The 26,408-nt window shown below is 67.2% G+C and carries 21 protein-coding genes; 15 read left to right on the forward strand and 6 right to left on the reverse strand.

What is annotated here, in order from left to right:
* The first annotated feature begins 11 nt into the window (after positions 1 to 11).
* From D9R12_RS08205 to D9R12_RS08215, 3 genes are all read left to right on the forward strand, one after another.
* Positions 12 to 542, forward strand: coding sequence for a disulfide bond formation protein B (locus D9R12_RS08205; RefSeq protein ID WP_043291309.1), 531 nt, complete (start codon positions 12 to 14; stop codon positions 540 to 542).
* Positions 543 to 594: 52 nt separating this feature from the next.
* On the forward strand, positions 595 to 1,989 hold the full coding sequence (locus D9R12_RS08210) for a class II 3-deoxy-7-phosphoheptulonate synthase (RefSeq protein ID WP_122229950.1): 1,395 nt from the start codon (positions 595 to 597) through the stop codon (positions 1,987 to 1,989).
* 71 nt (positions 1,990 to 2,060) lie between these two features.
* Entirely contained in the window at positions 2,061 to 3,209 is a 1,149-nt protein-coding gene (locus tag D9R12_RS08215; RefSeq protein WP_122229656.1) for a mechanosensitive ion channel family protein, read from the forward strand.
* Positions 3,210 to 3,219: 10 nt separating this feature from the next.
* On the opposite strand, the gene D9R12_RS08220 is transcribed toward D9R12_RS08215, so the two are convergent.
* Both D9R12_RS08220 and typA read right to left on the reverse strand, forming a co-directional pair.
* Positions 3,220 to 4,839, reverse strand: coding sequence for an amidase (locus D9R12_RS08220; protein WP_122229658.1), 1,620 nt, complete (start codon positions 4,837 to 4,839; stop codon positions 3,220 to 3,222).
* A gap of 170 nt (positions 4,840 to 5,009) precedes the next feature.
* Positions 5,010 to 6,857 carry a translational GTPase TypA gene (gene typA, locus D9R12_RS08225; protein ID WP_014161352.1) on the reverse strand — a complete coding sequence of 616 codons (1,848 nt, stop codon included), beginning with the start codon at positions 6,855 to 6,857 and terminating at the stop codon, positions 5,010 to 5,012.
* A gap of 104 nt (positions 6,858 to 6,961) precedes the next feature.
* On the opposite strand from typA, the gene D9R12_RS08230 reads away from it, so the two are divergent.
* The 4 genes from D9R12_RS08230 (at position 6,962) to prpE (ending at position 12,492) form a co-directional block, all read left to right on the forward strand.
* A complete protein-coding gene (locus D9R12_RS08230; RefSeq protein WP_014161351.1) occupies positions 6,962 to 7,456 on the forward strand; it encodes a peptidylprolyl isomerase in 495 nt (164 codons plus the stop codon).
* A gap of 282 nt (positions 7,457 to 7,738) precedes the next feature.
* Positions 7,739 to 8,725, forward strand: coding sequence for a malate dehydrogenase (locus D9R12_RS08235; protein WP_014161350.1), 987 nt, complete (start codon positions 7,739 to 7,741; stop codon positions 8,723 to 8,725).
* Positions 8,726 to 8,869: 144 nt separating this feature from the next.
* Positions 8,870 to 10,504, forward strand: coding sequence for an acyl-CoA synthetase (locus D9R12_RS08240; RefSeq protein ID WP_122229660.1), 1,635 nt, complete (start codon positions 8,870 to 8,872; stop codon positions 10,502 to 10,504).
* An 86-nt stretch (positions 10,505 to 10,590) separates the two neighbouring features.
* Entirely contained in the window at positions 10,591 to 12,492 is a 1,902-nt protein-coding gene (gene prpE / locus D9R12_RS08245) for a propionate--CoA ligase (protein WP_122229662.1), read from the forward strand.
* A 195-nt stretch (positions 12,493 to 12,687) separates the two neighbouring features.
* Here prpE and D9R12_RS08250 read toward each other — a convergent pair whose 3' ends face one another.
* On the reverse strand, positions 12,688 to 13,905 hold the full coding sequence (locus D9R12_RS08250) for a citrate synthase family protein (protein WP_244919634.1): 1,218 nt from the start codon (positions 13,903 to 13,905) through the stop codon (positions 12,688 to 12,690).
* Between the two features lie 129 nt (positions 13,906 to 14,034).
* On the opposite strand from D9R12_RS08250, the gene prpB reads away from it, so the two are divergent.
* Together prpB and prpC are read left to right on the forward strand one after the other, a co-directional pair.
* Positions 14,035 to 14,925: a methylisocitrate lyase gene (prpB, locus tag D9R12_RS08255; RefSeq protein ID WP_014161346.1), complete on the forward strand. Its 891-nt coding sequence runs from the start codon at positions 14,035 to 14,037 to the stop codon at positions 14,923 to 14,925.
* Positions 14,926 to 15,054: 129 nt separating this feature from the next.
* Positions 15,055 to 16,212: a bifunctional 2-methylcitrate synthase/citrate synthase gene (gene prpC / locus D9R12_RS08260; RefSeq protein ID WP_122229666.1), complete on the forward strand. Its 1,158-nt coding sequence runs from the start codon at positions 15,055 to 15,057 to the stop codon at positions 16,210 to 16,212.
* Between the two features lie 88 nt (positions 16,213 to 16,300).
* Here prpC and D9R12_RS08265 read toward each other — a convergent pair whose 3' ends face one another.
* Together D9R12_RS08265 and D9R12_RS08270 are read right to left on the reverse strand one after the other, a co-directional pair.
* Positions 16,301 to 16,765, reverse strand: a complete 465-nt coding sequence (locus D9R12_RS08265) for a cell wall hydrolase (RefSeq protein ID WP_014161344.1) — start codon at positions 16,763 to 16,765, stop codon at positions 16,301 to 16,303.
* A 313-nt stretch (positions 16,766 to 17,078) separates the two neighbouring features.
* Complete coding sequence (locus tag D9R12_RS08270; protein WP_122229668.1) at positions 17,079 to 19,103, reverse strand: NADPH-dependent 2,4-dienoyl-CoA reductase; 2,025 nt, start codon at positions 19,101 to 19,103, stop codon at positions 17,079 to 17,081.
* 405 nt (positions 19,104 to 19,508) lie between these two features.
* Between D9R12_RS08270 and D9R12_RS08275 the strand changes: the two genes are divergently transcribed.
* From D9R12_RS08275 to D9R12_RS08285, 3 genes are all read left to right on the forward strand, one after another.
* Complete coding sequence (locus D9R12_RS08275) at positions 19,509 to 20,588, forward strand: OmpA family protein (RefSeq protein WP_122229669.1); 1,080 nt, start codon at positions 19,509 to 19,511, stop codon at positions 20,586 to 20,588.
* Positions 20,589 to 20,804: 216 nt separating this feature from the next.
* Entirely contained in the window at positions 20,805 to 21,302 is a 498-nt protein-coding gene (locus tag D9R12_RS08280; RefSeq protein WP_014161341.1) for a hypothetical protein, read from the forward strand.
* 44 nt (positions 21,303 to 21,346) lie between these two features.
* A complete protein-coding gene (locus tag D9R12_RS08285) occupies positions 21,347 to 22,105 on the forward strand; it encodes a pseudouridine synthase (RefSeq protein WP_014161340.1) in 759 nt (252 codons plus the stop codon).
* An 85-nt stretch (positions 22,106 to 22,190) separates the two neighbouring features.
* Here D9R12_RS08285 and kbl read toward each other — a convergent pair whose 3' ends face one another.
* Positions 22,191 to 23,399: a glycine C-acetyltransferase gene (gene kbl / locus D9R12_RS08290; RefSeq protein ID WP_122229671.1), complete on the reverse strand. Its 1,209-nt coding sequence runs from the start codon at positions 23,397 to 23,399 to the stop codon at positions 22,191 to 22,193.
* A gap of 240 nt (positions 23,400 to 23,639) precedes the next feature.
* On the opposite strand from kbl, the gene D9R12_RS08295 reads away from it, so the two are divergent.
* From D9R12_RS08295 to cysW, 3 genes are read left to right on the forward strand one after another with little or no spacing between them, the layout of a single operon-like run.
* Positions 23,640 to 24,629 (forward strand): sulfate ABC transporter substrate-binding protein, encoded by a 990-nt coding sequence (locus D9R12_RS08295; protein WP_170159213.1) that lies wholly within the window; start codon positions 23,640 to 23,642, stop codon positions 24,627 to 24,629.
* Positions 24,626 to 25,486, forward strand: a complete 861-nt coding sequence (gene cysT, locus D9R12_RS08300) for a sulfate ABC transporter permease subunit CysT (RefSeq protein WP_122229675.1) — start codon at positions 24,626 to 24,628, stop codon at positions 25,484 to 25,486. The genes D9R12_RS08295 and cysT overlap by 4 nt, the downstream gene beginning before the upstream one ends.
* Complete coding sequence (gene cysW / locus D9R12_RS08305; protein ID WP_122229677.1) at positions 25,486 to 26,400, forward strand: sulfate ABC transporter permease subunit CysW; 915 nt, start codon at positions 25,486 to 25,488, stop codon at positions 26,398 to 26,400. Before cysT ends, cysW begins: the two co-directional genes overlap by 1 nt.
* Positions 26,401 to 26,408: the final 8 nt, after the last annotated feature.

Below are 26,408 nucleotides of genomic sequence, written 5' to 3' on the forward strand. Positions count from 1 at the left end.
TGCTGCTGCCCATGAATCCTTTCCGTTGGTCGTTCCGCGCGCAGTTCCTGTCCGGCTTTGTGGTGTGCGTGGCGCTGCTTGGTGCGGCCCTGTATACGCAGTATTACCAGAACCAGATTCCATGCCCGCTGTGCACCTTCCAGCGCGGCGCATTCGCGCTGCTGGGCACGATGTTCCTGATCGGCGGCCTGCACGCGCCGCGCAAGCCTGGCGGTCGGGCGGCGTACGGGATGTTGGCGCTGATCCCGGCATTGATCGGCCTTGGCATTGCCGCTCGCCACGTGTGGCTGCAGTACCTGCCGCCGGAGCAGGTGCCGGCCTGCGGCCCGGACCTGGCCTACATGATGGAAGCCTTCCCGCTGGGCGCGATGCTGCGTCAGGTGCTGACCGGGTCTGGTGAGTGCGCCGAGGTCACCTGGCGGTTGTTGGGCCTGTCGATGCCCGAGTGGAGCCTGCTGTGGTTCGCGGTGCTGACGGTGTGGCTGCTGGCGGCCGCCTTCCGGAGCCGCAAGCCTGACCTGCTGCGCGATCTGCGCTCCTGACGCGTCCCGCGTCGTTTCCCGTGCGGCGCCCGGCGCCGCGGATGCCATGGCCATGAATGCTGCTGCTGATCTTCCTCCCTCGGCTGGGTGCCTGCCCAAGGACTGGGCGCCCGATAGCTGGCGTGGGCGCCCGGCGTTGCAGATGCCGACCTATCCCGATGCGGCCGCGCTGAAGGCAGCGCTGGACGAACTGGCTCGGCTGCCGCCGCTGGTGACCTCGTGGGAGATCTTCGCGCTGAAGAGGCAACTGGCCCAGGCGCAGGAAGGCAAGCGTTTCCTGCTGCAGGGTGGCGACTGCGCGGAGAGTTTCTCCGATTGCCAATCCGGGCTGATCTCCAATCGCCTGAAGGTGCTGCTGCAGATGAGCCTGGTGCTGGTGCACGGGCTGCAGTTGCCGGTGGTGAGGGTGGGGCGCTTCGCCGGGCAGTATGCCAAGCCACGTTCCACGGACATGGAGACCCGCGGCGAGGTCACCTTGCCCAGTTACCGCGGCGACCTGGTCAACGGTCCGGAATTCAGTGCCGCCGCGCGGGTGGCCGACCCGCAGCGCATGATCCGGGCGCATTCGCGTTCGGCCATGACCATGAACTTCGTGCGCGCATTGATCGATGGTGGCTTCGCCGACCTGCACCATCCCGAGTACTGGAACCTCAACTGGGTTGGCTATTCGCCGTTGGCGGCCGAATACCAGCAGATGGTCTCCGACATCGGTGGCGCGGTGCGCTTCATGGAAACCCTGGCCGGGGTGGAAGTGCACAACCTCAACCGCATTGACTTCTACACTTCGCACGAGGCGCTGCTGCTGCCCTACGAACAGGCGCTGACCCGGCAGGTGCCGCGCCAGTGGGGCTGGTTCAACCTGTCCACGCACTACCCGTGGATCGGCATGCGCACCGCGGCGCTGGACGGCGCGCACGTGGAGTACCTGCGCGGGGTGCGCAACCCGATCGCGATCAAGATCGGGCCCTCGGTGCAGCCGGACCAGTTGCTGCGCCTGATCGACGTGCTCAACCCGGACGACGAGCCGGGCCGGCTGAGCTTCATCCATCGCATGGGCGCGGCGCAGATCGCCGACAAGCTGCCGGCGCTGCTGGAGGCGGTCAAGCGCGACGGTCGCTGCGTGCTGTGGGTCTGCGATGCGATGCACGGCAATACCGAAAGCACCTCCAATGGCTTCAAGACCCGGCGCTTCGACAACATCCGCAGCGAGGTGGAGCAGTCCTTCGAGCTGCACGCGGCCGCCGGGACGCGCCTGGGCGGTGTGCACCTGGAGCTGACCGGCGAGGACGTCACCGAATGCACCGGCGGGGCGCGCGAACTGACCGACATCGACCTGGAGCGCGCGTACCGTTCGAGCGTCGATCCGCGGTTGAACTACGAGCAGTCGCTGGAGATCGCGATGCTGATCGTGCGCAAGCAGCGCCAGGGCCGGCGGCCCGGCTCCTAAAACCGGAGATCAACCGGCGAGATCGCGCGCCGACACCGCATGCACGCCGGCTTTGGCAGTCTCGCTCGCCAATGAGTGACCTCCACTGGAATGACATCAGCCCGTATGCGGTTCCGCTGGGCATCTCGGCGCTGCTGGGCGTGCTGGCCTGGGCATTGTTCGCCTGGCTGGCGCATCGCGCGCGCGGCAAGGATTACCGGCGCGCACGCATCACCAGCATGCTGAGCCCGCCGCTGGCATTGTTGCTGCCGCTGCTGTTCCTGCGCGTCGGTCTGGACTCCACACCGCTGAAGGATGCACAGCTGGCGCTGTTGAAGCTGAGCCTGTATGTCGGTGTCGTCGGTTGCGTGACCTGGCTGGCGGTGCGGGTGGTCAACGGGATCGTCGCCTCGATCCTGCGCGAACACCCGATTGAGGTGGCCGACAACCTGGCTGCGCGTCAGATCCATACCCAGACGCGGGTCCTGGGACGGGTGGCCACAGGGCTGGTGATCGTGCTCGGCGCGTCCATGGTGCTGCTGCAGTTTGACGGCGTGCGCCAGCTGGGCAGGACGCTGCTGGCGTCGGCCGGCATCCTGGGACTGGTGGCGGGCATCGCGGCCAAGCCGGTGTTCGGCAACCTCATTGCCGGCCTGCAGATCGCGTTGTCGCAGCCGATCCGGATAGATGACGTGGTGATCGTGGAAGGTGAGTGGGGCCGCGTGGAGGAGATCACCAGCGCATTTGTGGTGGTGCACATCTGGGACCAGCGCCGGATGGTGGTGCCGCTGAACTGGTTCATCGAGAACCCTTTCCAGAACTGGACCCGGCGCGAGGCCGACATGCTGGGCACGGTGTTCCTGTGGTTGGACTACCGCACGCCGATGGCCCAGGTGCGGGCCGAAACCGAGCGGGTCTGCCGGAGCGACCCACGTTGGGACGGAAGGGTCTGCATCGCCCAGGTGACCGAGACCTCGGAAACCGCGATGCAGGTCCGCCTGCTGGTGAGCGCGCGCAATTCCGGCGATGCCTTCGACCTGCGCTGCGTGGTGCGCGAGCGGGTCCTGGATTTCCTGGCGCGCGAACATCCCTACGCACTGCCGCGTCAGCGCAACGAACTCACCCGCGAGCACACGCCACCGGACACCCCGCAGATCGTGCCCAGCGTGCATCAGACCGTCTCGCCCAGCCCCGAGGACGGGCCGCCGTCGGTCGCGTCGCCTGATCTGCCGGCAGGCTGAGGCGGCCGGCCTATTTCGAGGCGGCGGGCGCGCCTGGCAAGGTGGGCAGGTACTGCGGCGGTGTCCGCGCCTGGGTGCGCTGTTCGTAGTCGTAACCCAGCTCGATCAGCCTGGCCTCGCTCCAGGCCGTGCCCATGAACAGGATTCCCAGCGGCAGCCCCTGGCTGCTGCCCATCGGAATGGTCAGGCTCGGGTAGCCGGCTACCGCCGCCGCGCCATAGCCGGCGCCGGGGAAGGGGTCCTTGAACGCTGGATCGGTGCGCCAGGCCGGGCCGGTCGCGGCCGACACCAGCGCGTCCAGGTGCTGGGCCTTGAGCGCGGCGTCGATGCCTTCCGGGCCGGCCAGGCGTCTGATCCGCGAACGAGCCTGGATGTAGACCGGATCGTTGAGCCCTCCCATCGCCGCCGACTGCTCGAACAGATCCTGGCCAAACAGGCCCAGCTCCTCGCGCGCGTGCTGCTGGTTGAAGCCGATCAGCTGCTGCAGTGAGGACAGTGGCGCATCGTGGGTGGTGAGGTAGCGCGCCAGGCCGTTCTTGAACTCGGTCTTGAGCACCAGCAGCTCGTCATCGTCCCATTGGCCGGCGGTCGGAATCTCGGCATCGACCACGGTGGCCCCGGCCGCGCGCAGGGTGGCGACCGCGCCTTCCATCGCCTTGGCCACGTCCGGACCGAAGCTGAAACTGCTGCGGATCACGCCAATGCGCGCGCCCTTCAGGCCACCTGGACGCAGGCGTGCCTGGTAGTCCAGCGGGGCGTTGAGCGCGGCATGGGCGGTACTGGCGTCGGCGGCATCGCGACCAGCCATCACCGACAGCAGGATGGCGGCATCGGCAACGGTGCGGGTTATCGGGCCGGCAGTGTCCTGGCTCCAGGAGATCGGCACGATGCCATCGCGGCTGACCAGGCCGACAGTGGGCTTCAGGCCGACCACGCCATTGACCGCGGCCGGGCAGATGATGCTGCCGTCGGTCTCGGTGCCGACCGTAGCCGCGGCCAGGTTGGCCGAAGCAGCCACGCCGCTGCCGGCGCTGGAGCCGCAGGGGTTGCGGTCCAGCACGTAGGGATTGCGGGTCTGGCCGCCCACGGCGCTCCAGCCGGAGATCGAATCGCTGGCGCGGAAGTTGGCCCATTCGCTCAGGTTGGCCTTGCCCAGGATCACCGCGCCGGCTTCGCGCAGGCGCTTGACCAAAAAAGCGTCCTGCCTGGGCCGGAAGTCCTTCAGCGCCAGCGAGCCGGCGGTGGTGGCCATCGGCGTGGCGTCGATGTTGTCCTTGAGCAGGATCGGGATGCCCTGCAGCGGGCCGCGGGCCGCGCCGCCGGCGCGTTCGCGGTCGCGCAGGGCCGCTTCGGTCATGGCCTGCGGATTGAGCTGGATGACCGCGTTGAGCCTGGGCCCGGCGCGGTCGATCTGGGCGATGCGGTCCAGATAGGCGCGGGTCAAGGTTCGGCTGTCCAGCTCGCCGGCCTGCATGCGCTGCTGCAGCTGGGCGATGGTTTGCTCGGCATAAAGGAACTGCGTCGGCGCGGCAGCGGCGTCCCTGGACGCGGTGGCCGGGGCCGAGCAGCCGGCCACGACCAGCGCCAGCAGCATCGGGCACGACAGGGTCAGCGCAGGCCAGGCACGCATCGGTGATTTCCGCATGGGGGAAGGCCGCAGGCTAAACGCAGGCGACAGGGCGCGCAACATCGTCCAGGTTGAACCAGGCGATCATCGGGTGGAGCGGCGGATTGAGTCCGAGGCCGCCACGTCCACACTGGCGCAGGCAATCAGGGCCAGCAGGCCCGTGGCGGGCCAGATCAGGCCGCGCGGGAAGCGCGCTTGCGGTCGCTTTCGGTCAGGAACTTCTTGCGCAGGCGGATTTCCTTGGGCGTGATTTCCACCAGCTCGTCATCGTCGATGAAATCCAGGGCCTGTTCCAGCGAGAACTTGATCGCCGGGGTCAGCGCGATTGCATCGTCCTTGCCCGAAGCACGCATGTTGGTCAGCGGCTTGGTCTTGATCGCGTTGACGGTCAGGTCGTTGTCCTTGGAATGGATCCCGATCAGCTGGCCTTCGTACACGTGGTCGCCCTCGGCGGCGAACAGCTTGCCGCGCTCCTGCAGCGGCCCCAGCGAATAGGCCGGGGTGGCGCCCGGTGCATTGGCAATCATCACCCCGTTGGGACGCTTGGCGATGGCGCCCTGTTCCTTGGGGCCGTAATGGTCGAACACGTGGAACAGCAGGCCCGAACCCTGGGTCAGGGTCTTGAATTCGTTCTGGAAGCCGATCAGGCCGCGCGCCGGGATTTCATAGTCCAGGCGCACCCGGCCCTTGCCATCGGACTCCATGTTCTTCAGCTGGCCCTTGCGCATGCCCAGCTTTTCCATGACCCCGCCCTGGTGCACTTCTTCCACGTCCACCACCAGCTGTTCGATCGGCTCCATCAGCTGGCCATCGATCTCCTTGATGATCACCTCCGGACGCGAGACGGCCAGCTCGTAGCCTTCCCGGCGCATGTTCTCGATCAGCACCGACAGGTGCAGCTCGCCGCGGCCGGAGACCAGGAACTTGTCCGCGTCTTCCAGCTGCTCGACCTTGAGCGCCACGTTGTGCACGGTCTCGCGCTCCAGGCGCTCCTTGAGCTGGCGGCTGGTCAGGAACTTGCCACCGGACAGGTCCTTGTTGCCGGCGAACGGCGAGTTGTTGACCTGGAAGGTCATCGAGATGGTCGGCTCGTCCACGGTCAGCGCCGGCAGCGCCTCGGGCGTGTCCAGCGCGCAGATGGTGTCGGAGATGGTCAGCTCCTGGATGCCGGAGATGGCCACGATGTCACCGGCCTGCGCGCTGTCCTGCTCGATCCGCTCCAGGCCCAGAAAGCCCAGCACCTGCAGGACCTTGCCCTGGCGCTTCTTGCCCTCGCGGTCGATCACCGCCACCGGCATGTTCTTGCGCAACGTGCCGCGCTGGATCCGGCCGATGCCGATCACGCCGACGAAATTGTTGTAGTCCAGCTGGCTGATGCGCATCTGGAACGGGCCGTCCGGATCCACTTCCGGCTTGGGCGCGTGCTGCATGATCGCCTCGTACAGGGGGGTCATGTCGCCTTCGCGCACGGTGTCTTCCAGACCGGCGTAGCCATTGAGGGCCGAGGCGTAGACGATCGGGAAGTCCATCTGCTCGGGGGTGGCGCCGAGGCGGTCGAACAGGTCCCACACCTGCTCCACGACCCATTCGGGACGTGCGCCGGGGCGGTCGACCTTGTTGACCACCACGATCGGCTTGAAGCCCATCGCGAAGGCCTTCTGGGTGACGAAGCGGGTCTGCGGCATCGGCCCGTCCATGGCGTCCACCAGGATCAGCACGGTGTCCACCATCGACAGCACGCGCTCGACCTCGCCGCCAAAGTCGGCGTGGCCGGGGGTGTCAACGATGTTGATCCGGTTCTTGACGCCGGTGCGCTTGTCTTCCCAGGTGATGGCCGTGTTCTTGGCCAGGATCGTGATGCCACGTTCCTTTTCCTGGTCGTTGCTGTCCATCACCCGATCGGCCAGCACGGTGCGCTCGGACAGGGTGCCGGACTGCTTGAGCAGTTGATCGACCAGGGTGGTCTTGCCGTGGTCGACGTGGGCGACGATGGCGATATTGCGGAGGTTCTCGATGGACATGCGTCGGCGGGCGCGCAGGATGCACGCAGGGCTGGGGAGGGAAGCGCGTATTATAGCCGGTTACCGCCCGGCTCCGGGCTGCTTGCTCTCCAGGAGTTAAATCAATGTCCCTGACTGCCACGTTCAACACCTCCCGCGGCCCCATTCAGGTCGAGCTCTATCCCGACAAGGCGCCGCTGACGGTGGCCAATTTCGTCAATCTGGCCAAACGCGGGTTCTACGACGGCCTGAGCTTCCACCGGGTCATCCCCGATTTCATGATCCAGGGCGGTTGCCCGGAAGGCTCCGGCCGCGGCGGCCCGGGCTATCGCTTCGAGGACGAAACCAACAACGGCCTGGGCCATGAGCGCGGGGTGCTGTCCATGGCCAATGCCGGCCCCAACACCAACGGCAGCCAGTTCTTCATCACCCACGTGGCCACCCCGTGGCTGGACGGCAAGCACACCGTGTTCGGCAAGGTCGTTTCCGGCCTGGAAGTGGTCGACGCGGTCAAGCAGGGTGACACCATCGACACGGTGGTGATCGAGGGCGATGCCGACGCTGCGTTGGCCGCCCGGGCCGATCGGGTGGCCGAGTGGAACAAGCACCTGGCCGCCTAACCCAGGGCTGCAGGGGTGGCCGGCGCTGGTCGCAAGCACCTGACACCGGCCGACAGCGGCCTGCGTGGTAAAATGCCGCGCCGCAAAAATCGCTGCGGCGCCAGATCCACCCAAGAGGTGTTGCAGTCTTGAAGCCGCCCCGCGCCGCCCCGTGTCTGGCCCATGCCGGCTCCCGCCGCGCCGCCGCCTTCGCATTCCCCTCCACCGTCCGGCGCCGCTAGCGCGCCTTCTCCCACGCGGCGGGCCGTGGCCCGCCCACGATGCTTCGAGGAAATCCTGACCATGAAACAACCCGTCCGAGTTGCCGTCACCGGCGCTGCCGGCCAGATCGGCTATGCCCTGCTGTTCCGCATCGCCTCCGGCGAAATGCTGGGCAAGGACCAGCCGGTCATCCTGCAGCTGCTGGAGCTGCCGATGGAGAAAGCCCAGGCCGCGCTGAAGGGCGTGATGATGGAGCTGGAGGACTGTGCCTTCCCGCTGCTGGCCGGCATGGTCGGCACCGATGAGGCCGAAGTGGCATTCAAGGACGCCGACTACGCGCTGCTGGTCGGCGCGCGGCCGCGCGGCCCGGGCATGGAGCGCAAGGACCTGCTGCTGGAAAACGCCAAGATCTTCACCGCCCAGGGCGCGGCGCTGAACAAGGTCGCCAGCCGCAAGGTCAAGGTGCTGGTGGTCGGCAACCCGGCCAACACCAACGCCTACATCGCCATGAAGTCCGCCCCGGACCTGCCAGCCAGGAACTTCACCGCGATGCTGCGCCTGGACCACAATCGCGCCCTGAGCCAGCTCTCGCTCAAGCTCGGCAAGCCGGTGGCCGGCATGGAGAAGCTGGTGGTGTGGGGCAACCACAGCCCGACCATGTACCCGGACTACCGCTTCGCCACCGCTGATGGCGTCTCGATCGGCGAGGCGATCAACGACCAGGAGTGGAACGCCAACACGTTCATCCCGACCGTGGGCAAGCGCGGTGCGGCGATCATCGAGGCGCGCGGCTCGTCCTCGGCCGCCTCGGCCGCCAATGCGGCCATCGACCACATGCGCGACTGGGTGCTGGGCAGCAACGGCAAGTGGGTGACCATGGGCGTGCCCTCCGATGGCGCCTACGGGATCCCGGAAGGGCTGATCTTCGGCTTCCCGGTGACCACGGCCAACGGTGAGTACACCCTGGTCAGGGACCTGCCGATCGACGACTTCAGCCAGAAGTACATCGACAAGACCCTGGCCGAGCTGGAAGAAGAGCGTTCGGGCGTGGCCCATCTGCTCGGCTGATCCACGCTGACGCCGGTGTCATGAAAACGCCGGGCCGCAAGGTCCGGCGTTGCCAGTGACTAAAGACCAAGGTCGAAACGCGGGCGCGGTCTGGACGCACTACGCTTCAAGCCGTTCCATCGGCCCGCAACCGGGAGGATTTCAATGTCGCACGAGGCTTACACACAGGGGCTGGAACGCAACCAGGCCAACTACACGCCGTTGTCGCCGCTGAGCTTCCTGCGCAAGGCGGCGCTGCTGCATCCGCAGCGGGTGGCGCTGATCCATGGTGCGCGCCGCCTGACCTGGGGCGAGGAGTACCGACGTTGCCGCCAGCTGGCGTCCGCGCTGCAGCGCTGGGGCGTGGGTCGTGGCGATACGGTGGCGGCGATGCTGCCCAATACGCCGGCCATGTTCGAGCTGCATTATGGGCCGGCGATGCTGGGCGCGGTGCTCAACACGCTCAACACCCGCCTGGATGCGCCCACGATCGCCTTCATGCTGGACTACGCCGAAGCCAAGGTGCTGTTGGTCGACCGCGAGTTCGCGCCGGTCATCGCCCAGGCGCTGAAGCTGTGCAGGCAGCCGCCGCGGGTGGTCGACGTGGACGATGCGGAAGTGACTGCAGGCGACTTCGTCGGCGAGATCGAATACGAGGCCTTCATCGCCGGCGGTGATGCGGCCTTGGAGATGGCCTTGCCGGACGATGAGTGGGATGCGATTTCGCTCAACTACACCTCCGGCACCACCGGCGACCCGAAGGGCGTGGTCTACCATCATCGCGGCGCGTACTTGAACGCGGTGGCCAACATCATCGACTGGTCCATGCCACCGCATCCGGTGTACCTGTGGACGCTGCCGATGTTCCACTGCAACGGCTGGTGCTTCCCGTGGACGATGGCGGCGGTGGCCGGCACCCAGGTGTGCCTGCGCAGGTTCGAGCCCAGGCACGTGCTCGAGTTGATGCGCGAACACCGCGTGACCCATTACTGCGGCGCGCCGATCGTGCACAGCGCGCTGGTGGCTGCCCCGGAGGAGTGGAAGCACGGCATCAGCGGTGTGCACGCGCAGGTGGCCGGCGCGGCGCCGCCGGCAGCGGTGATCGAAGGCATGGAGCGCATGGGTTTCCACATCACCCACGTCTACGGACTGACCGAAACCTACGGCCCGGCCTCGCTGTGCCAGCAAAAAGAAGAATGGAGCGCGCTCGATATCCAGACCCGCGCCGACCTCAACAGCCGTCAGGGCGTGGCCTGCCTGCTGCAGGAGGACATGCAGGTGCTCGATCCCCAGACCCTGCAGCCGGTGCCGTGGGATGGCCAGACCATCGGCGAGATCATGTTCCGCGGCAACATCACCATGAAGGGCTATCTGAAGAATCCGGACGCCACCGCGCGGGCGTTCGAGGGCGGCTGGTTCCATACCGGCGACCTGGCAGTGGTGGATCCGGACGGTTACGTCAAGATCCGCGACCGTTCCAAGGACGTGATCATCTCCGGCGGCGAGAACATCTCCTCCATCGAGGTCGAAGACGCGCTGTGTCGTCATCCTGCGGTCATGGCCGCGGCGGTGGTGGCGCGGCCGGACGAAAAATGGGGCGAAACCCCATGCGCCTTCATTGAACTCAAGGCCGGCAGCGAGCCGCTGCCAGCCGACGCCCTGCAGCAGTATTGCCGCACCCACCTGGCCGGCTTCAAGGTGCCGCGCGCCTTCGTGTTCGGCGAGCTGCCGCGCACCTCGACCGGCAAGGTGCAGAAATTCCTGCTGCGCGAGCGCGCGCGCGACCTGTCGGGCAGCTGACGCGGACCTGCAGCTTCGACCAAGGTCGTGAGGTGCGGCCGGCGGGCCCCCTCTATGCTCGACGACATGTTCCTGGAGAGATTGCAATGTCGTATGAAGAGGTCTACCGCCGTTCGATCGAACAGCCCGAGGCCTTCTGGGCCGAAGAGGCCAAGGCGATCCACTGGCACGTCCCGCCGCAGAAGATCCTGGACTACTCCAACCCGCCGTTCCGCAAGTGGTTCGTCGGCGGCCAGACCAACCTCTGCTACAACGCGATCGACCGCCACCTGGACGAACGCGGCGACCAGCTCGCGCTGGTGGCGGTGTCCACCGAGACCAACGTCACCCGCGAGATCACCTACCGGGAACTGCACGCCGAGGTGAATGCCTTTGCTGCGGTGTTGCTGGGCCTGGGTGTGGCGCGCGGCGACCGGGTGGTGGTGTACATGCCGAACATGGCCGAGGCGGTGTTCGCGATGCTGGCCTGCGCGCGCATCGGCGCGATCCACTCGGTGGTGTTCGGTGGCTTCGCCGCGCACAACCTGGCCCTGCGCATCGACGACGCCCAGCCCAAGTTGCTGATTGCCGCCGATGCCGGCATTCGCGGCGGCAAGCTGATTCCGTACAAGTCGTTGATCGATACGGCCTGCGCCGAGGCGCAATTCCCGCCGCCCAAGGTCCTGATCGTCTCGCGTGGGCTGGATCCGGCCGAACCGAAAGTGCCCGGACGCGACCAGGATTACGCCACACTGCGCGCGCAGGTGGGCAATGCCCAGGTGCCGGTGGAATGGCTGGAAGCCAACGAACCCAGCTACCTGCTCTACACCTCCGGCACCACTGGCAAGCCCAAGGGCGTGCAGCGCGATGTCGGCGGCTATGCGGTGGCGATGGCGCAATCGATGCGCACGATCTTCGACTGCGCGCCGGGCCAGGTGATGCTGTGCACCTCGGATGTGGGCTGGGCGGTGGGCCATTCCTACAACGTGTATGGCCCGCTGATCGGCGGTTGCACCGCGATCCTCTACGAAGGCCTGCCGACCAATCCCGACCCGGGCATCTGGTGGGCGCTGTGCGAGCAGTACGGCGTGCGCACCATGTTCTCATCGCCCACCGCGATTCGGGTGCTGAAGAAGCACGACGTGGACTTCATCCGTCGCCACGACCTGTCGCAGCTGAAGTACCTGTTCCTGGCCGGCGAACCCCTGGACGAGCCCACCGCGCACTGGATCACCGATGCGCTGCGCAAGCCGGTGATCGACAACTACTGGCAGACCGAAACCGGCTGGCCGGCGCTGACCCTGCTGCCGGGCCTGGACATGAAACCGCTGCGGTTCGGCTCGCCGGGCTTCCCCAACCTGGGCTACAAGATGAAGATCATCGACGAGTCCACCGGTGCCGAAGTGCCGCCCAACACCAAGGGCGTGCTGGTGATCGAGCCGCCGCTGCCGCCGGGCTGCATGACCACCATCTGGAAGGACGACCAGCGCTTCCTGGACAGCTACTTCAGCCACTTCAAGGAACTGCTGTACAGCTCACTGGACTGGGCGATCAAGGACGAGGACGGCTACATCTTCATCCAGGGCCGCACCGACGATGTGATCAACGTAGCCGGTCATCGCCTGGGCACCCGCGAGATCGAGGAATCAGTGTCCGGTTTCAACGCGGTGGCCGAAGCGGCCGTGGTTGGCGTGGCCGACCCGCTCAAGGGGCAGGTGCCGGTGGTGTTCGCCACCCTGCGGCAGAACACCGAGGAAACCGAGGCCCGCCACCTGGCGGCCGACGGCATGCGCAAGATGGTGGAAACCGACCTGGGTGCGCTGGCACGGCCGGCGCGTGTCTACATCGTCAGCAGCCTGCCCAAGACCCGCTCGGGCAAGCTGCTGCGACGCTCGATCCAGGCGCTGGCCCAGGGCGCCGACCCGGGCGACCTGTCCACCCTGGATGATCCCAACGCGCTGGAGGAAGTGCGGCGCGCGCTGAGCCGCGGGCCGGATTCGGGCGCGTAGGGCGGGTCTTGACCCGCCATGCGTGGGTTCAGCCGGTGTCGCGGTGGCGGTCTTGACCGGCCATGCATGGTTCAACCGGTGTGGCGGTGGCGGTCTTGACCGGCCATGCATGGATCACCGGTGTGGCGGTGGCGGGTCGAGACCCGCCCTACGGCTGGACGCGCGTCGGTGTGCGGTGGCGGGTCGAGACCCGCCCTACGGCTCGACGCGCGCCGGCGCCACGCCGGTGTATTGCGCGCGCGGGCGGATGAGCTTGCCCAGGGTCTGCTGCTCCAGCACGTGCGCCAGCCACCCGGCCAGGCGCCCGCAGGCGAACAGCACCAGCGCGGCCGGGGCGGGCAGGCCATGGACATAGCAGAGCGTGGCCAGCATCAGGTCCACGTTCGGGCGCAGGCCGCTGACTTCGTGCGCACGCGCGATCACCGTTTCCGCCTGCGCCAGCCGTGGCGTGCCGGCGGCGCGTTGGCGCAGCATGGCCAGCAGTTCGGCCGCGCGCGGATCGCCGTGCGGATACAGCGCATGGCCGAAGCCGGGAAGATCGTCGCCATGGTTCCAGCGGGCGATGACCTCGTCGGCGCCCGCTTCCAGCAGTGCATGGGCGCGGGCGGTCGCGCCGCCGTGACGTGGGCCGGACAGCGCGGCCAGGCCGCTGCACACCGTGGCGTGCAGGTGGGCACCGGTGGAGGCCACCACGCGCGCGGCAAAGGCCGACACGTTCAGTTCGTGGTCGGCGCACAGCACCAGTGCGGCCCGGACCAGCTCGGCCAGTTCTGCGTTGCCGGGCGCCCAGTGGTCGGCCAGCTGCTGGTGGACCGGAGCCGCACTGGGATGGCCGGCAGTCAGCAGCGCGGCGTTCTGGCGCAGCAGCAGCGCAGCCAGGTCGTGGCGCAGCGGCAGGGCCAGGTTGAAGGAGTGGCGCACCTCCAGGGCCAGCAACGGCATGCAGGCCAGGGTGCGTTCCAGCGGGGGCAGGGCGGCGTTGTCGGCCAGGCCTGCCAGTGTCTCGGGCCAGGGCGCGGGCGTGGCGGCGAACGGGTCGTGCGCTCCGCAATCCCACAGCAGCCGGGCGGCGTCCTCCAGGGTGGCGCCAGCGCGGACCGCGGCCACCGCCGACTGCCCGCGGTAGTAAGGCCCGTCGGGCTGGATCAGCGAGATCCGGGTTTCCAGCACCGGCAGGCCGCGGTCCAGGCTTTGCGCCGCTCCGCGCGCGGCGCCGCGGCCGGCGCGCTTGTTGCGGGCCAGGCGCTCCACGTCCTGGCGGCGATACATGCGGCTGCGATGGTCGGTGCCGGGCCGGGACACCAGCCGGCCGCGGCTGACGTAGGCGTACAGCGTGGCCGCACTGATGCCCAGCAGTTGGCAGGCCTGGGCGGCGGGGATGAGGTCGTCGTCCATCTGGGCGTGGAGGCTCAACAGGTTGATTGATGCGATCAAGATTGATCAATGCATTGGAGAGTGCCAGATTGCGCCTCGTCCTGCGAGTGCCGCGCGCCGCTTCGGCCACCGCCTGGCACATGCCCTACCTACCCAAGGAGTCCGACCATGCCCTCATCGACCCCCGGCGCCCGCTTCCGCGCGGCCCTGGCCGCCGAATCCCCGCTGCAGGTGATCGGCGCGATCAACGCCAACCACGCCCTGCTGGCCAAGCGCGCCGGCTACCGGGCGGTGTACCTGTCCGGCGGCGGCGTGGCGGCCGGCTCGCTGGGCATGCCGGACCTGGGCATCAACACGCTGGAAGACGTGCTGGTCGATACCCGCCGCATCACCGACGTGTGCGACCTGCCGCTGCTGGTGGACATCGATACCGGCTTTGGCGCCAGCGCCTTCAATATCGAGCGCACCATCAAGTCGCTGATCAAGGCTGGCGCGGCGGCGTGCCACATCGAGGACCAGGTCGGCGCCAAGCGCTGCGGTCATCGGCCGGGCAAGGAAATCGTCTCGCAGAGCGAGATGGCCGACCGGGTCAAGGCCGCCGCCGACGCCAAGACCGATGCGGACTTCTTCCTGATTGCGCGCACCGATGCGATCCAGGTCGAGGGTGTGGACAGGGCGATCGAACGCGCCATCGCCTGCGTCGAGGCCGGTGCCGACGGCATCTTCGCCGAGGCCTCCTACGACCTGGGCACCTACAAGCGCTTCGTCGAGGCGGTCAAGGTGCCGGTGCTGGCCAACATCACCGAGTTCGGCGCCACGCCGCTGTTCACCCGCGACGAGCTGGCCAGCGTCGGGGTGGCCATCCAGCTCTATCCGCTGTCGGCGTTCCGCGCCATGAACAAGGCCGCGGAAAACGTCTATACCGCCATCCGCCGCGACGGCCATCAGAAAGCGGTGCTCGACACCATGCAGACCCGCGAGGAGCTGTATGACCGCATCGGTTATCACGCCTTCGAGAACAAGCTCGATGCATTGTTCTCCAGGAACAAGGCCGGCTGAAACCGCGCGGTCGGCCTGCAGCCTTCAGATGCCGCAGCGGCAATCGGGCCAGTCCAGCGGCGCCGCGCCAGCAGCAGCGGCATCTTCCATCCAGATCGATATTCCCAGAGCAGAAGAGCGAGTAATCACATGAGCGAATCGGCCCCCGCCACACCCGGCTTCAAGCCCAAGAAATCCGTCGCGCTTTCGGGCACGCCTGCGGGCAACACCGCGCTGTGTACCGTCGGCCGCACCGGCAACGACCTGCATTACCGCGGCTACGACATCATGGACCTGGCCAACAGCGAGTTCGAGGAGATTGCCTACCTGCTGGTGCACGGCAAGCTGCCGAACGAAGCGGAGCTGCGCGGCTACAAGGCCAGGCTGAAGATGCTGCGCGGCCTGCCGGCCCCATTGAAGGCCGCGCTGGAACAGCTGCCGCCGGGGACCCATCCGATGGACGTCATGCGCACCGGCGTATCGGTCCTGGGCTGCGTGCTGCCGGAGAAGGATGACCACAACCATCCCGGCGCACGCGACATCGCCGACCGGCTGATGGCCTCGCTGGGTTCGATGCTGCTGTACTGGTACCACTTCGCCTTCAACGGCAAGCGCATCGAGGTGGAAACCGACGACGATTCGATCGGCGGCCACTTCCTGCACTTGTTGCATGGCGAAGAACCCAGCGCTGCGTGGGTCAAAGCGATGCATACCTCGCTGGTGCTGTATGCCGAGCACGAGTTCAATGCCTCGACCTTCACTTGTCGTGTGATCGCCGGCACCGGCAGCGACATGTACAGCGCCATCGTCGGCGGCATCGGCGCGCTGCGCGGGCCCAAGCACGGCGGCGCCAATGAAGTGGCCTTCGAGATCCAGAAGCGCTACGACAGCCCCGATGAAGCCGAAGCCGACATCAAGGCGCGCGTGGAGCGCAAGGAAGTGGTGATCGGCTTCGGCCACCCGGTCTATACCGTCAGCGACCCGCGCAACAAGATCATCAAGCAGGTCGCCCACGACCTGTCCAAGGCCCAGGGCAGCACCAAGATGTACGACATCGCCGAGCGCCTGGAACAGGTGATGTGGGACATCAAGAAGATGTTCCCCAACCTGGACTGGTTCAGCGCGGTCAGCTACCACATGATGGGCGTACCCACGGCGATGTTCACGCCGCTGTTCGTCATCGCCCGCACCGCAGGCTGGAGCGCGCACGTCATCGAGCAGCGCATCGACGGCAAGATCATCCGCCCCAGCGCGAACTACACCGGCCCGGAGGAACTGGAGTTCGTGCCGCTGAAAAAACGCGCGTGATCCATCGCTGCGCGATGCGCATCGCGTGGACCCAAGAAGGGCCGGCGATCAAGCCGGCCCTTCTTGTTATGCATCACATCAATGGCCATCAGGAGCGCGGCGCCGGCTTGAGCGACTGCACGCGGTAAAAGGTGTGGTCGCCAATGGTGGCCACCGTGTAGGCATTGCTCCAGGTCGGCGTGGCGATCGCATGGGCGGCGAAGTGGCTGGCGCCGGGCACGATCTCGCGCCGCGCGCCGCGCGGCAGCGACCAGTTGCGCTCCGCATCCAGCGCCACCGACACCGACTTGGCCCAGGCGTCGCCGTTCCGCAGACGGGTGGAGGCGGGCATGATGCCGGGGGCGAACTGGTGGCGCGCAGTCACCACATCGCACAGCGAATCGCCCCACAGGCCACTGTCGCGACGACGTAGCGCCACCTCAGCGACTGCTTCCTGTCCACGCACGCTCTGATCGCGGGCTTCCAGGTAGACGGTGGCCGACAGGCACAGCGAATCTGCGGCCGGCTGCGGCAACATGTTCTGCGACAGCCATAAAATCCAGGCCAGTTTCATGGGACTCCTTGCTCCGTTTGGCCGCAGGTTCCTGGTCGTCCCCCCATGTTGCGTGGGAAGACGGCCGAGCCCTGCAGTTGAGCGTCATGGGGAGGCAGCCGTCTGGCGGGCTGCCCGGGTCTGGCCTGAACCAAAGGTCGGCCAGAAGAACCCGCCTGGACTGGGTGGCGGGGTCGGAAAGTCGGCGCAAGGTATGGGCCAAATTCAAAACCTCACCTGAATATCACCGCTTGCATTCACCCCGCTGACCCGCTAGGCAGGCTTTGTTTTCAGGCGCTCGGCGATGGCGCTTTGCAACATCCAGAGGCGTGATTCACAACGCTGCGGCAAGCCTGCTGGCCTGGTCGATCGCGCGCTTTGCATCCAGTTCGGCAGCGACATCGGCACCGCCAATCAGGTGCGGGGTGATGCCTGCATCCTGCAATGGCTTCAGCAGGTCGCGTCGCGGCTCCTGCCCTGCGCAGATCACGATCGTGTCCACCGGCAGGGTCTGGGTGTGGCCTTCGACGCGGATGTGCAGGCCTTCTTCGTCCACGCCGAGATATTCCACGCTGCCGAGCATGTGCACGCCCTTGGCCTTCAACGCGGCCCGGTGTACCCAGCCGGAGGTCTTGCCGAGCCTTGTGCCTGGACGGCCGGGCGAGCGCTGCAGCAGCCACACTTCGCGTGCCGGTGGTTCGGGCTGCGCGGGCACCAGGCTGCCGCAGGTGTCGAAGTGCGGATCCACGCCCCATTCGGCCATCCAGCGATGGCGGTCCAGGCTGGGTGATGCGCCTTCCTGCACGAGGAATTCGGCGACATCGAAGCCGATGCCGCCGGCGCCGATCAACGCCACCCGCTTGCCCGGCACCACCCGACCGGACAGCACATCGACGTACCCCACGACCTTGGCATGGTCCGCGCCAGGCAGATCCACTGCGCGTGGCGTGATGCCGGTGGCCAGTACGACTTCATCGAAGCCTTGCAACGCCATCGGATCGGCCGGCGTGGACAGCCGCAAGGTCACACCGGTGTCTTCCAGGCGCGTGCGGAAGTAGCGCAGCGTCTCGTGGAATTCCTCCTTGCCCGGGATGCGCTTGGCGTAGTTGAACTGACCGCCGATCTCGTCGCTGCCTTCGAACAGCGTCACCGCATGGCCCCGTTCTGCCGCCACTGTCGCGCAGGCAAGCCCTGCAGGACCGGCGCCGACCACGGCGATGCGCCTGGACGTGCGCGTCCTGGCATAGAGCAGCTCGGTCTCGGCGCACGCGCGCGGATTGACCAGGCAGCTGGCACGCTTGTTCTGGAACACGTGGTCCAGGCACGCCTGGTTGCAGGCGATGCAGGTATTGATGCGTTCGGCCCGGCCCAGGCGCGCCTTGCGCACCCATTGCGGATCGGCCAGCAGCGGTCGCGCCAGCGACACCATGTCCGCCTTGCCCGACGCGAGGATCTGCTCGGCCACCTGCGGCATATTGATGCGGTTGGTGGCGATCACCGGCACCTCTACCTCCGCCTTCAACTTGGCTGTGACATCGACGAAGGCCGCGCGCGGCACCGAGCTCACGATGGTGGGAATGCGCGCCTCGTGCCAGCCGATGCCGGAGTTGATCAGGGTCGCGCCAGCGGCTTGCACCGCGCGCGCCTGCGCGGCGATCTCCGGCCAGGCATTGCCCTGTTCGACCAGGTCCATCAGCGAGAGGCGATAGATCACGATGAAGTCCTGGCCGCAGGCTTCGCGCACGCGGCGCACGATCTCCACCGCAAAGCGCATGCGTCGCTGCGCATCGCCGCCCCAGGCATCGCTGCGGTGGTTGGTGCGCGCGGCGGTGAACTGGTTGATCAGGTACCCCTCCGAGCCCATCACTTCCACGCCGTCGTAGCCGGCCTCGCGCGCCATGCGCGCGGCGTGCGCATAGGCATCGATCTGGCGTTCGACCCCGCGTGCGCTCAACGCGCGCGGGGTGAACGGGCTGATCGGCGCCTTCAGCTTCGACGGCGCCACCGACAGCGGGTGATAGGCGTAACGCCCGGCGTGCAGCAGTTGCGCGCAGATCCTGGCGCCGTGCGCGTGCGCGGCCTGGGTCACCAGCCGGTGCGGGCGCGCTTCCCACGGCCATGACAGCTTGCCGCCGAACGGCTTGAGCCAGCCGACCAGGTTGGGCGCGAAGCCGCCAGTGACGATCAGCCCGACCTCGCCTTCGGCCCGTTCGGCCACGTAGGCCGCCAGCCTGGGAAAGTCCGCGGCACGGTCCTCCAGGCCGGTATGCATCGAGCCCATCAGGACCCGGTTGCGCAGCCGGGTAAATCCCAGATCCAGTGGTTGCAGCAGGTGCGGGTAGGGCGTCTGGGGATCCATCGGGGCTTGGTGCAGGACGGGGCTGGGCATCTCAATACGCGTGCGTACGGAAAAGTTGCGCGCACCTTGCCGCAAAGCGCTGTGGCCGGCAAGCGATGCCACCGGCGCTTGTTGGATCCAGGTGAGTGCAATGTTTGCCAGTCAACGATTCGGATACGTTTTGCCTGCATCGCTTTCACACGACGTGCGCTTTTGCGCCCGTATAAAGAGCCCGGCGCCGAGCAGGACGTCGGGCGACTTGTTAGCCTGTCGTTAACGCGATCTTCACGAGTCCCTGCATAATCTGCGCCGGTGTTGACGGCTGAACGCTGTTCAAACCTTCGACTGGATGCAGTTAGGCTCGGGGATGTCTCCCGCTCCCATGCAAACGGTTTTTCAAAAAACCTGATTCTCAAGGAGTCGCAAATGAACAAGAAACTTCTCTGTGCCGCGATGTTGGCCGGACTGGGCGTGGCGCAGGCCGCTTCGGCTCAGGAATTTGATGACCGTTGGTACCTGACCGGTGCAGTTGGTTACAACTTCCAGGACAGCTCGCGCGAGACCGACGACGCGCCGTTCGCCTCGATCGGCCTGGGCAAGTTCATCAGCCCGAACTGGTCGCTGGATGGCGAACTCAACTACCAGAACCCCAGCCTTGATCCGGAAGACAACCTGAACTGGAGCCAGTACGGCATTTCGTTCGACCTGCGTCGCCACTTCATCCAGGAAGGCCGCGGCTGGAACCCGTACGTGCTGATGGGCCTGGGCTACCAGCAGTCCGAAGAAGAGTACGACGCCTTCCCGAACCCGGATTCCCCGGGCGACAACGATGAAGGTTACTTCGCCGCCAAGGTCGGCCTCGGTCTGCAGACCACCTTTGACAAGCGGGTCGCCGTGCGCGCTGAAGTCGCCTATCGCGCCGACTTCAACGACGAAAGCCATCGTGCTCCGGACGAGGACTATTTCGGCGACGTGCTGGCTTCGGTCGGCGTGGTGATCCCGCTGGGCACCAAGGCCGAGCCGGTTGCACCGCCGCCGCCGCCGCCGCCGGCTCAGACCTGCGCCGACCTGGATGACGACGGTGACGGTGTCAACAATTGCGATGACAAGTGCCCCGGCTCGCAGGCTGGCCAGACCATTGGTCCGGACGGCTGCCCGGCTCCGGTCACCATCGACCTGAAGGGTGTGAACTTCGACTTCGACAAGGCGACCCTGCGTCCTGACGCCGTGTCTATCCTGTCCGAAGCCGTGCAGATCCTGCAGCGCTACCCGGACCTGAAGGTTGAAGTCGCCGGCCACACCGACTCGGTCGGTACCGATGCCTACAATCAGGGGCTGTCCGAGCGTCGCGCCAAGGCCGTGTATGACTACCTGACCAGCAACGGCGTTGACGCATCGCGTCTGCAGGGCCCGGTCGGTTACGGCGAGAGCCGTCCGATCGACACCAACGAGACTGCCGAAGGCCGTGCGAAGAACCGTCGCACCGAGCTGAACGTCCAGAACTGATCTGGCGGCACTCCTGGCAAGTCGCGGCCTCTGGCCGCGCTTGCCTGGCATCAAGAAACCCGGCCTTGCGCCGGGTTTTCTGTTTCTGCGCGTCGCCCGGCTCGTATTCACTCTTTTTTTTCAATCATTTGCGGACAAAACATCGCGTAAAACGGTTGATGCGCTCCACCTGCTTGCCTACACTCGCCACACTCCTTCCGTCATCAGGACCCGCCCATGCGTGTGCGCCCTCTCGCGTTCCTGTCGCTGCTTGCCGCCGCTCCGTTCGCACACGCCCTGCAGCCGCAGAGCTGCAACGGGTTCAGCCCCCAGCCGCTGCCGCAGCGCGCCACGATCCTGCCGCCGGTGGCGGCGGAATTGTTCGCCAACACCACCCAGCTCGGTGCGCCCAGTGGCGTGCTGGCCCAGTCCTACGACGAGACCCGGTCCGTGGACCGGGTGCTGCTGCGCCTGAAGGCGGATGGCTGCCGCGAACTGGCCCTGGCCACGCCTGCGGTCAAGGCCAACGATCCGGCGGCCTACAAGCCAAAGACCCAGTTCGACAATTCGCCGTGGCGGTTCGACATGAACCAGGGCGGCAAGCGCATGACCGCCGACGAGTTCGACGCGTGGATGAAGTCGCGTGGCGTGCGCGTGGTCAAGGCCAGGCCGGCCGCGTCCGCGCCGGCCCTGGCCGAGCCGGCGGCCGCCGTCGTGCCGGTCATGCAGAAGTGAGCACGGCCGGCACCCGCCGGCCTGCTCCGCAACGTCCAGGATAGATGCCGGCCCGCGGACCGGTTCGCGATTCGGCGCCCCGGCATGGGTTGGCGCGCGCGCTGTCCAGGCTCGGCCTGTGCTCGCGCACCGAGGCCGCGCGCTGGGTCGCGGCCGGCCGCGTGCGCGTGGATGGGCGGATCGTGCGAGATCCGGAGTTTCCGACCATCGCCGGGCGTTCGCATATCGAGGTGGCCGGGTTGGCCGAAGCCGCCGCCGCGCGCCGCTACGTGATGCTCAACAAGCCGCGCGGGCTGGTGACCAGCACCGCCGACGAACGCGGGCGGGACACCATCTACCGCTGCCTGCAGGACGCGGGGCTGCCTTGGCTGGCACCGGTCGGGCGGCTGGACAAGGCCAGCGAAGGCCTGCTGCTGATGAGCAATGACCCGGCCTGGGCCGCGGCGATCACCGCTCCGGCGAGCGGCCCGGACAAGACCTACCACGTGCAGGTCGATGCGATTCCCGATGCGGCGCTGCTGTCCGCCCTGGAGCAGGGCCGGCAGCTCGATGGCCAGGCGCTGCGCGCGGCGTCGGCGCGGCTGTTGCGCACCGGTACGCGCAATGCGTGGCTGGAGATCATCCTGGATGAAGGCCGCAACCGGCAGATCCGCCGGCTGCTGCAGGCCTTCGACCTGGCAACACTGCGGCTGGTGCGCGTGGCGATCGGTCCGCTTGCGCTGGGCGCTCTGGCCAAGGGTGCCTGGCGCGAACTGACACCAGAGGAAGTCCGCGCGCTGGCGCCGCCAGCGATCAGCGATTAGGCGGCGTGGCAACGCGGCAGGTGCACTGCAGGCAGCGCGCTCAGCACTTCGATGGCGGCGTGCCTTGCACCTGGCGCGCTGCCGATCAGCCTTTCAGCACGCCCAGCTCGTGGCCGATCCGGGTGAAGGCGTCGATTGCCATGTCCAGGTGCGTGCGCGTATGCGCGGCGCTGATCTGGACGCGGATGCGCGCCTGGCCCTTGGGCACGACCGGAAAGAAGAAGCCGATCGCATAGATGCCTTCTTCCAGCAGGCGCTGGGCAAAGCGCTGGGCCAGCGGCGCGTCGTAAAGCATCACCGGGGTAATCGGATGCACGCCCGGCTTCAGGTCGAACCCGGCGGCGGTCATCTGCCCGCGGAAGTACGTGGTGTTTTCCTGCAGCTGCGCGCGCAGCTCGCCTGCGGCATCGAGCATGTCGAAGGCGGTGATGCCGGAAGCCACCACGTGTGGCGGCAGCGAATTGGAGAACAGGTACGGGCGCGAGCGCTGGCGCAGCAGTTCGATCACTTCGGCGCTGGCAGTGGTGAAGCCCCCCACCGCGCCGCCCATGGCCTTGCCCAGGGTGCCGGTGATGATGTCGATCCTGTCCAGCACGCCTTTCACTTCGGCCGAGCCGCGCCCCGTTTCGCCGAGGAACCCGGTGGCGTGGCATTCGTCGATGTGGACCAGCGCGCCGTATCGTGCGGCCAGTGTGGTGATTTCATCCAGCGGGGCGATGAAGCCGTCCATCGAGAACACCCCGTCGGTGGTGATCAGCTTGGTTCTGCAGCCGGCAGCATCGGCGGCCTGCAGCTGCGCTTCCAGGTCGGCCATGTCGCAGTTGGCGTAGCGCAGGCGCCTGGCCTTGCACAGGCGGATGCCGTCGATGATCGAGGCATGGTTGAGGCTGTCGGAGATGACCGCATCATCCTCGCCCAGCAGTGGCTCGAACAGCCCGCCGTTGGCATCGAAGCAGGCCGCGTAGAGGATCGTGTCCTGCTTGCCGAAAAAGCGGGCGATCCTGGCTTCCAGCCGCTTGTGCAGGTCCTGGGTGCCGCAGATGAAGCGCACCGAGGCCATGCCGAAACCGTGCGTGTCCAGTGCCTGTTTGGCTGCCTGGATGATGTCCGGGTGGTCGGCCAGGCCCAGGTAGTTGTTGGCGCAGAAATTCAGCACCGTGTGGCCGTCTTCGAGCGTGATTTGCGCCGACTGCGGGCCGGTGATGATGCGCTCGGACTTGAACAGGCCGGCGGCGCGGATGTCCTCCAGTTCCTCGGCATAGCGATGGGTCAGAGCGGGGCGGGCGTCGGTCATCGGACGAAGGCCTGTGCGGCTGGACGGGGGCGGCCATGTTACCCGGCCGGGTGGATCGTACCTGCCATGGCATCATGCTGATTGCCGTTGGAGATGAGCATGCGCGCTTTCATTATTTCGCGGCACACTCATGCCTGTGCAGCATGAGATTGACTGAACGCGGCCTGGCCGCCCCTGCCCCCGAGGTGTGTCATGTCCCTCTTTCGAACCAGCCGCCTGCGCCGTGTCCTTGCCGTGGCCATGGCCGCCTGCGTGCTGACCCTGGCCGCCGGCGCCATGGCCCAGCAGAAGCGGCTGCTGAATGTCTCCTACGACCCCACCCGCGAGCTCTACCGCAACCTCAATGCCGCCTTCTCCAGGCAATGGCAGGCCGAGCACGGCACGCCGATCCAGGTGGAAACCTCGCACGGCGGTTCGGGCAAGCAGGCGCGCGCGGTGATCGATGGCCTGGAGGCCGACGTGGTGACCCTGGCCCTGGCCTACGACATCGACTCCATCGCCGAGAAGGCCAAGTTGCTGCCCACCGACTGGCAGAAGCGTCTGCCCGACAACAGCACGCCCTACACCTCGACCATCGTATTCCTGGTGCGCAAGGGCAACCCGAAGCAGATCAGGGACTGGCCGGACCTGCTCAAGTCCGGTGTGCAGGTGATCACGCCCAATCCGAAGACTTCCGGCGGCGCGCGCTGGAACTACCTGGCCGCCTGGGCCTACGGCCAGTACATCTTCAAGGACGATGAGGCCAAGACCCGGCGCATGGTCACCGCGCTGTACAACAACGTGCCGGTGCTCGATACCGGCGCCCGCGGCGCGACCACGACTTTCGTCCAGCGCGGCATCGGCGATGTGCTGCTGGCCTGGGAGAACGAGGCCTTCCTGTCGCAGGAAGAGCTGGGCCCGGACAAGTTCGACATCGTGGTGCCCAGGCTGTCGATCCTGGCCGAGCCGCCGGTGGCGCTGGTGGACAAAAACGTGGACAAGCACGGCACCCGGGCCGAGGCCCAGGCCTACCTGGAGTTCCTCTACACCCCGCAGGCGCAGAAGATCATCGCCCAGCACTACTACCGCCCGCGCCATCCCGAGTTCGCCGAGCCGGCCGACATCGCCCGCTTCCCGAAGGTGAAGCTGGTGACCATCGACCAGGCCTTCGGCGGCTGGGCCAAGGCCCAGGCCACGCACTTCGCCGACGGCGGCGAGTTCGACAAGATGCTGGCGGGCAAGAAGCGTTGAGCACCTCCAGCGTCGCCGCGCCGCGGCAGCGCCGAAGACGGGTGATTCCCGGTTTCGGTCTCAGCCTGGGCATCACGTTGCTGTGGCTGGGGCTGATCGTGTTGCTGCCGCTGGCCGGCCTGTTCATCAAATCGGCCGGGCTGGGCTGGCACGGCCTGTGGGCGGTGTGGGCCGATCCGCGCGTGCTGGCCGCGCTGCGGATCAGCTTCGGCACTGCGCTGGCGGCGGCGGCATTCAATGCGCTGGCCGGCACGCTGGTGGCCTGGGTGCTGGTGCGCTACGACTTCCCCGGCAAGCGGCTGTTCGACGCGATGATCGACCTGCCGTTCGCCCTGCCGACCGCGGTGGCCGGCATCGCCCTGACCCAGCTCTATGGGCCGACCGGCTGGATCGGGCGCTGGCTGGAGGCCGGCGGCATCAAGGTCGCCTACACGCCGCTGGGCATTACCGTGGCACTGGTCTTCATCGGCCTGCCGTTCGTGGTGCGCATGGTCCAGCCGGTGCTGGCCGAATCGGAAGCCGAGCTGGAAGAAGCCGCCGCCAGCCTGGGCGCCGGCCGCCTGCGCACGGTGGCCTCGGTGGTGCTGCCGGCAGTGTGGCCGGCGGTGCTGTCCGGGTTCGCGCTGGCGTTCGCGCGCGGGGTGGGCGAATACGGCTCGGTGATCTTCATCGCCGGCAACCTGCCGGGCGTATCGGAAATCGCGCCGCTGCTGATCACCATCAAGCTGGAAGAATTCGATTACGCCGGCGCCACCGCGATCGCCGCGGCCATGCTGCTGCTGTCCTTCGCGCTGCTACTGGTCATCAATACGCTGCAGGCGCACCTGGCGCGGCGCGGCATGAAGGCGCTGGTCTGATGGCCGTTGCCTGGCTGCCGCGCGCCACGCGCCTGCATGCACCCACCGCCGAACCGGCCTGGGTGAAGTGGTCGCTGGTGGTGCTGGCGTTGCTGTTCCTGCTGTCCTTCCTGCTGTTGCCGTTGGTGCTGGTGTTTGCCGAAGCGCTGCGCGGCGGGGTGGCCGCATTCCTGGCCGCGATCAGCGACCCCGATGCGCTGGCCGCGATCCGCCTGACCTTCGTGGTCACCGCGATCGTGGTGCCGCTGAACCTGGTCTTCGGCGTGGCCGCGGCCTGGGCGGTGAGCAAGCACGCGTTCCCCGGCAAGCGCATCCTGGTGAGCCTGGTGGACCTGCCGTTTGCGGTCTCGCCGGTGGTGGCCGGGCTGGTGTTCGTGCTGATCTTCGGCCGCCAGGGCTGGGCCTGGCCGTTGATCGACCCAGGCTGGCGCGTGCACCTGCCCCTGCTGGGCGAGATCCTGGTCCAGCTGCCCAGGATCGTGTTTGCGTTGCCGGGCATCGTGCTGGCCACGACCTTCGTGACCTTTCCCTTCATCGCCCGCGAGCTGATGCCGCTGATGGAGCAGCAGGGCAGCGAGGAGGAGCTGGCTGCGCTGAGCCTGGGTGCCAATGGCTGGCAGACCTTCTGGCGGGTGACCGTCCCCAACATCCGCTGGGCGCTGCTGTATGGGGTGCTGCTGTGCAGTGCGCGGGCGATGGGCGAGTTCGGCGCGGTGTCGGTGGTTTCCGGCCATATCCGCGGGCGCACCAACACCCTGCCGTTGCACGTGGAAATCCTCTACAACGAATACGCCTACGGCGCGGCCTTCGCGGCGGCCTCGCTGCTGGCGCTGAGCGCGCTGGTCACCCTGGTGCTCAAGACCTGGCTGGAATGGCGCCACGGCGAAGCGCTGGCCGCCAGCCACCGATACTGACGAAGGTT

The organism is Pseudoxanthomonas spadix (assembly GCF_003703395.1).
GTDB classification, from domain to species: Bacteria; Pseudomonadota; Gammaproteobacteria; order Xanthomonadales; family Xanthomonadaceae; genus Pseudoxanthomonas_A; species Pseudoxanthomonas_A spadix.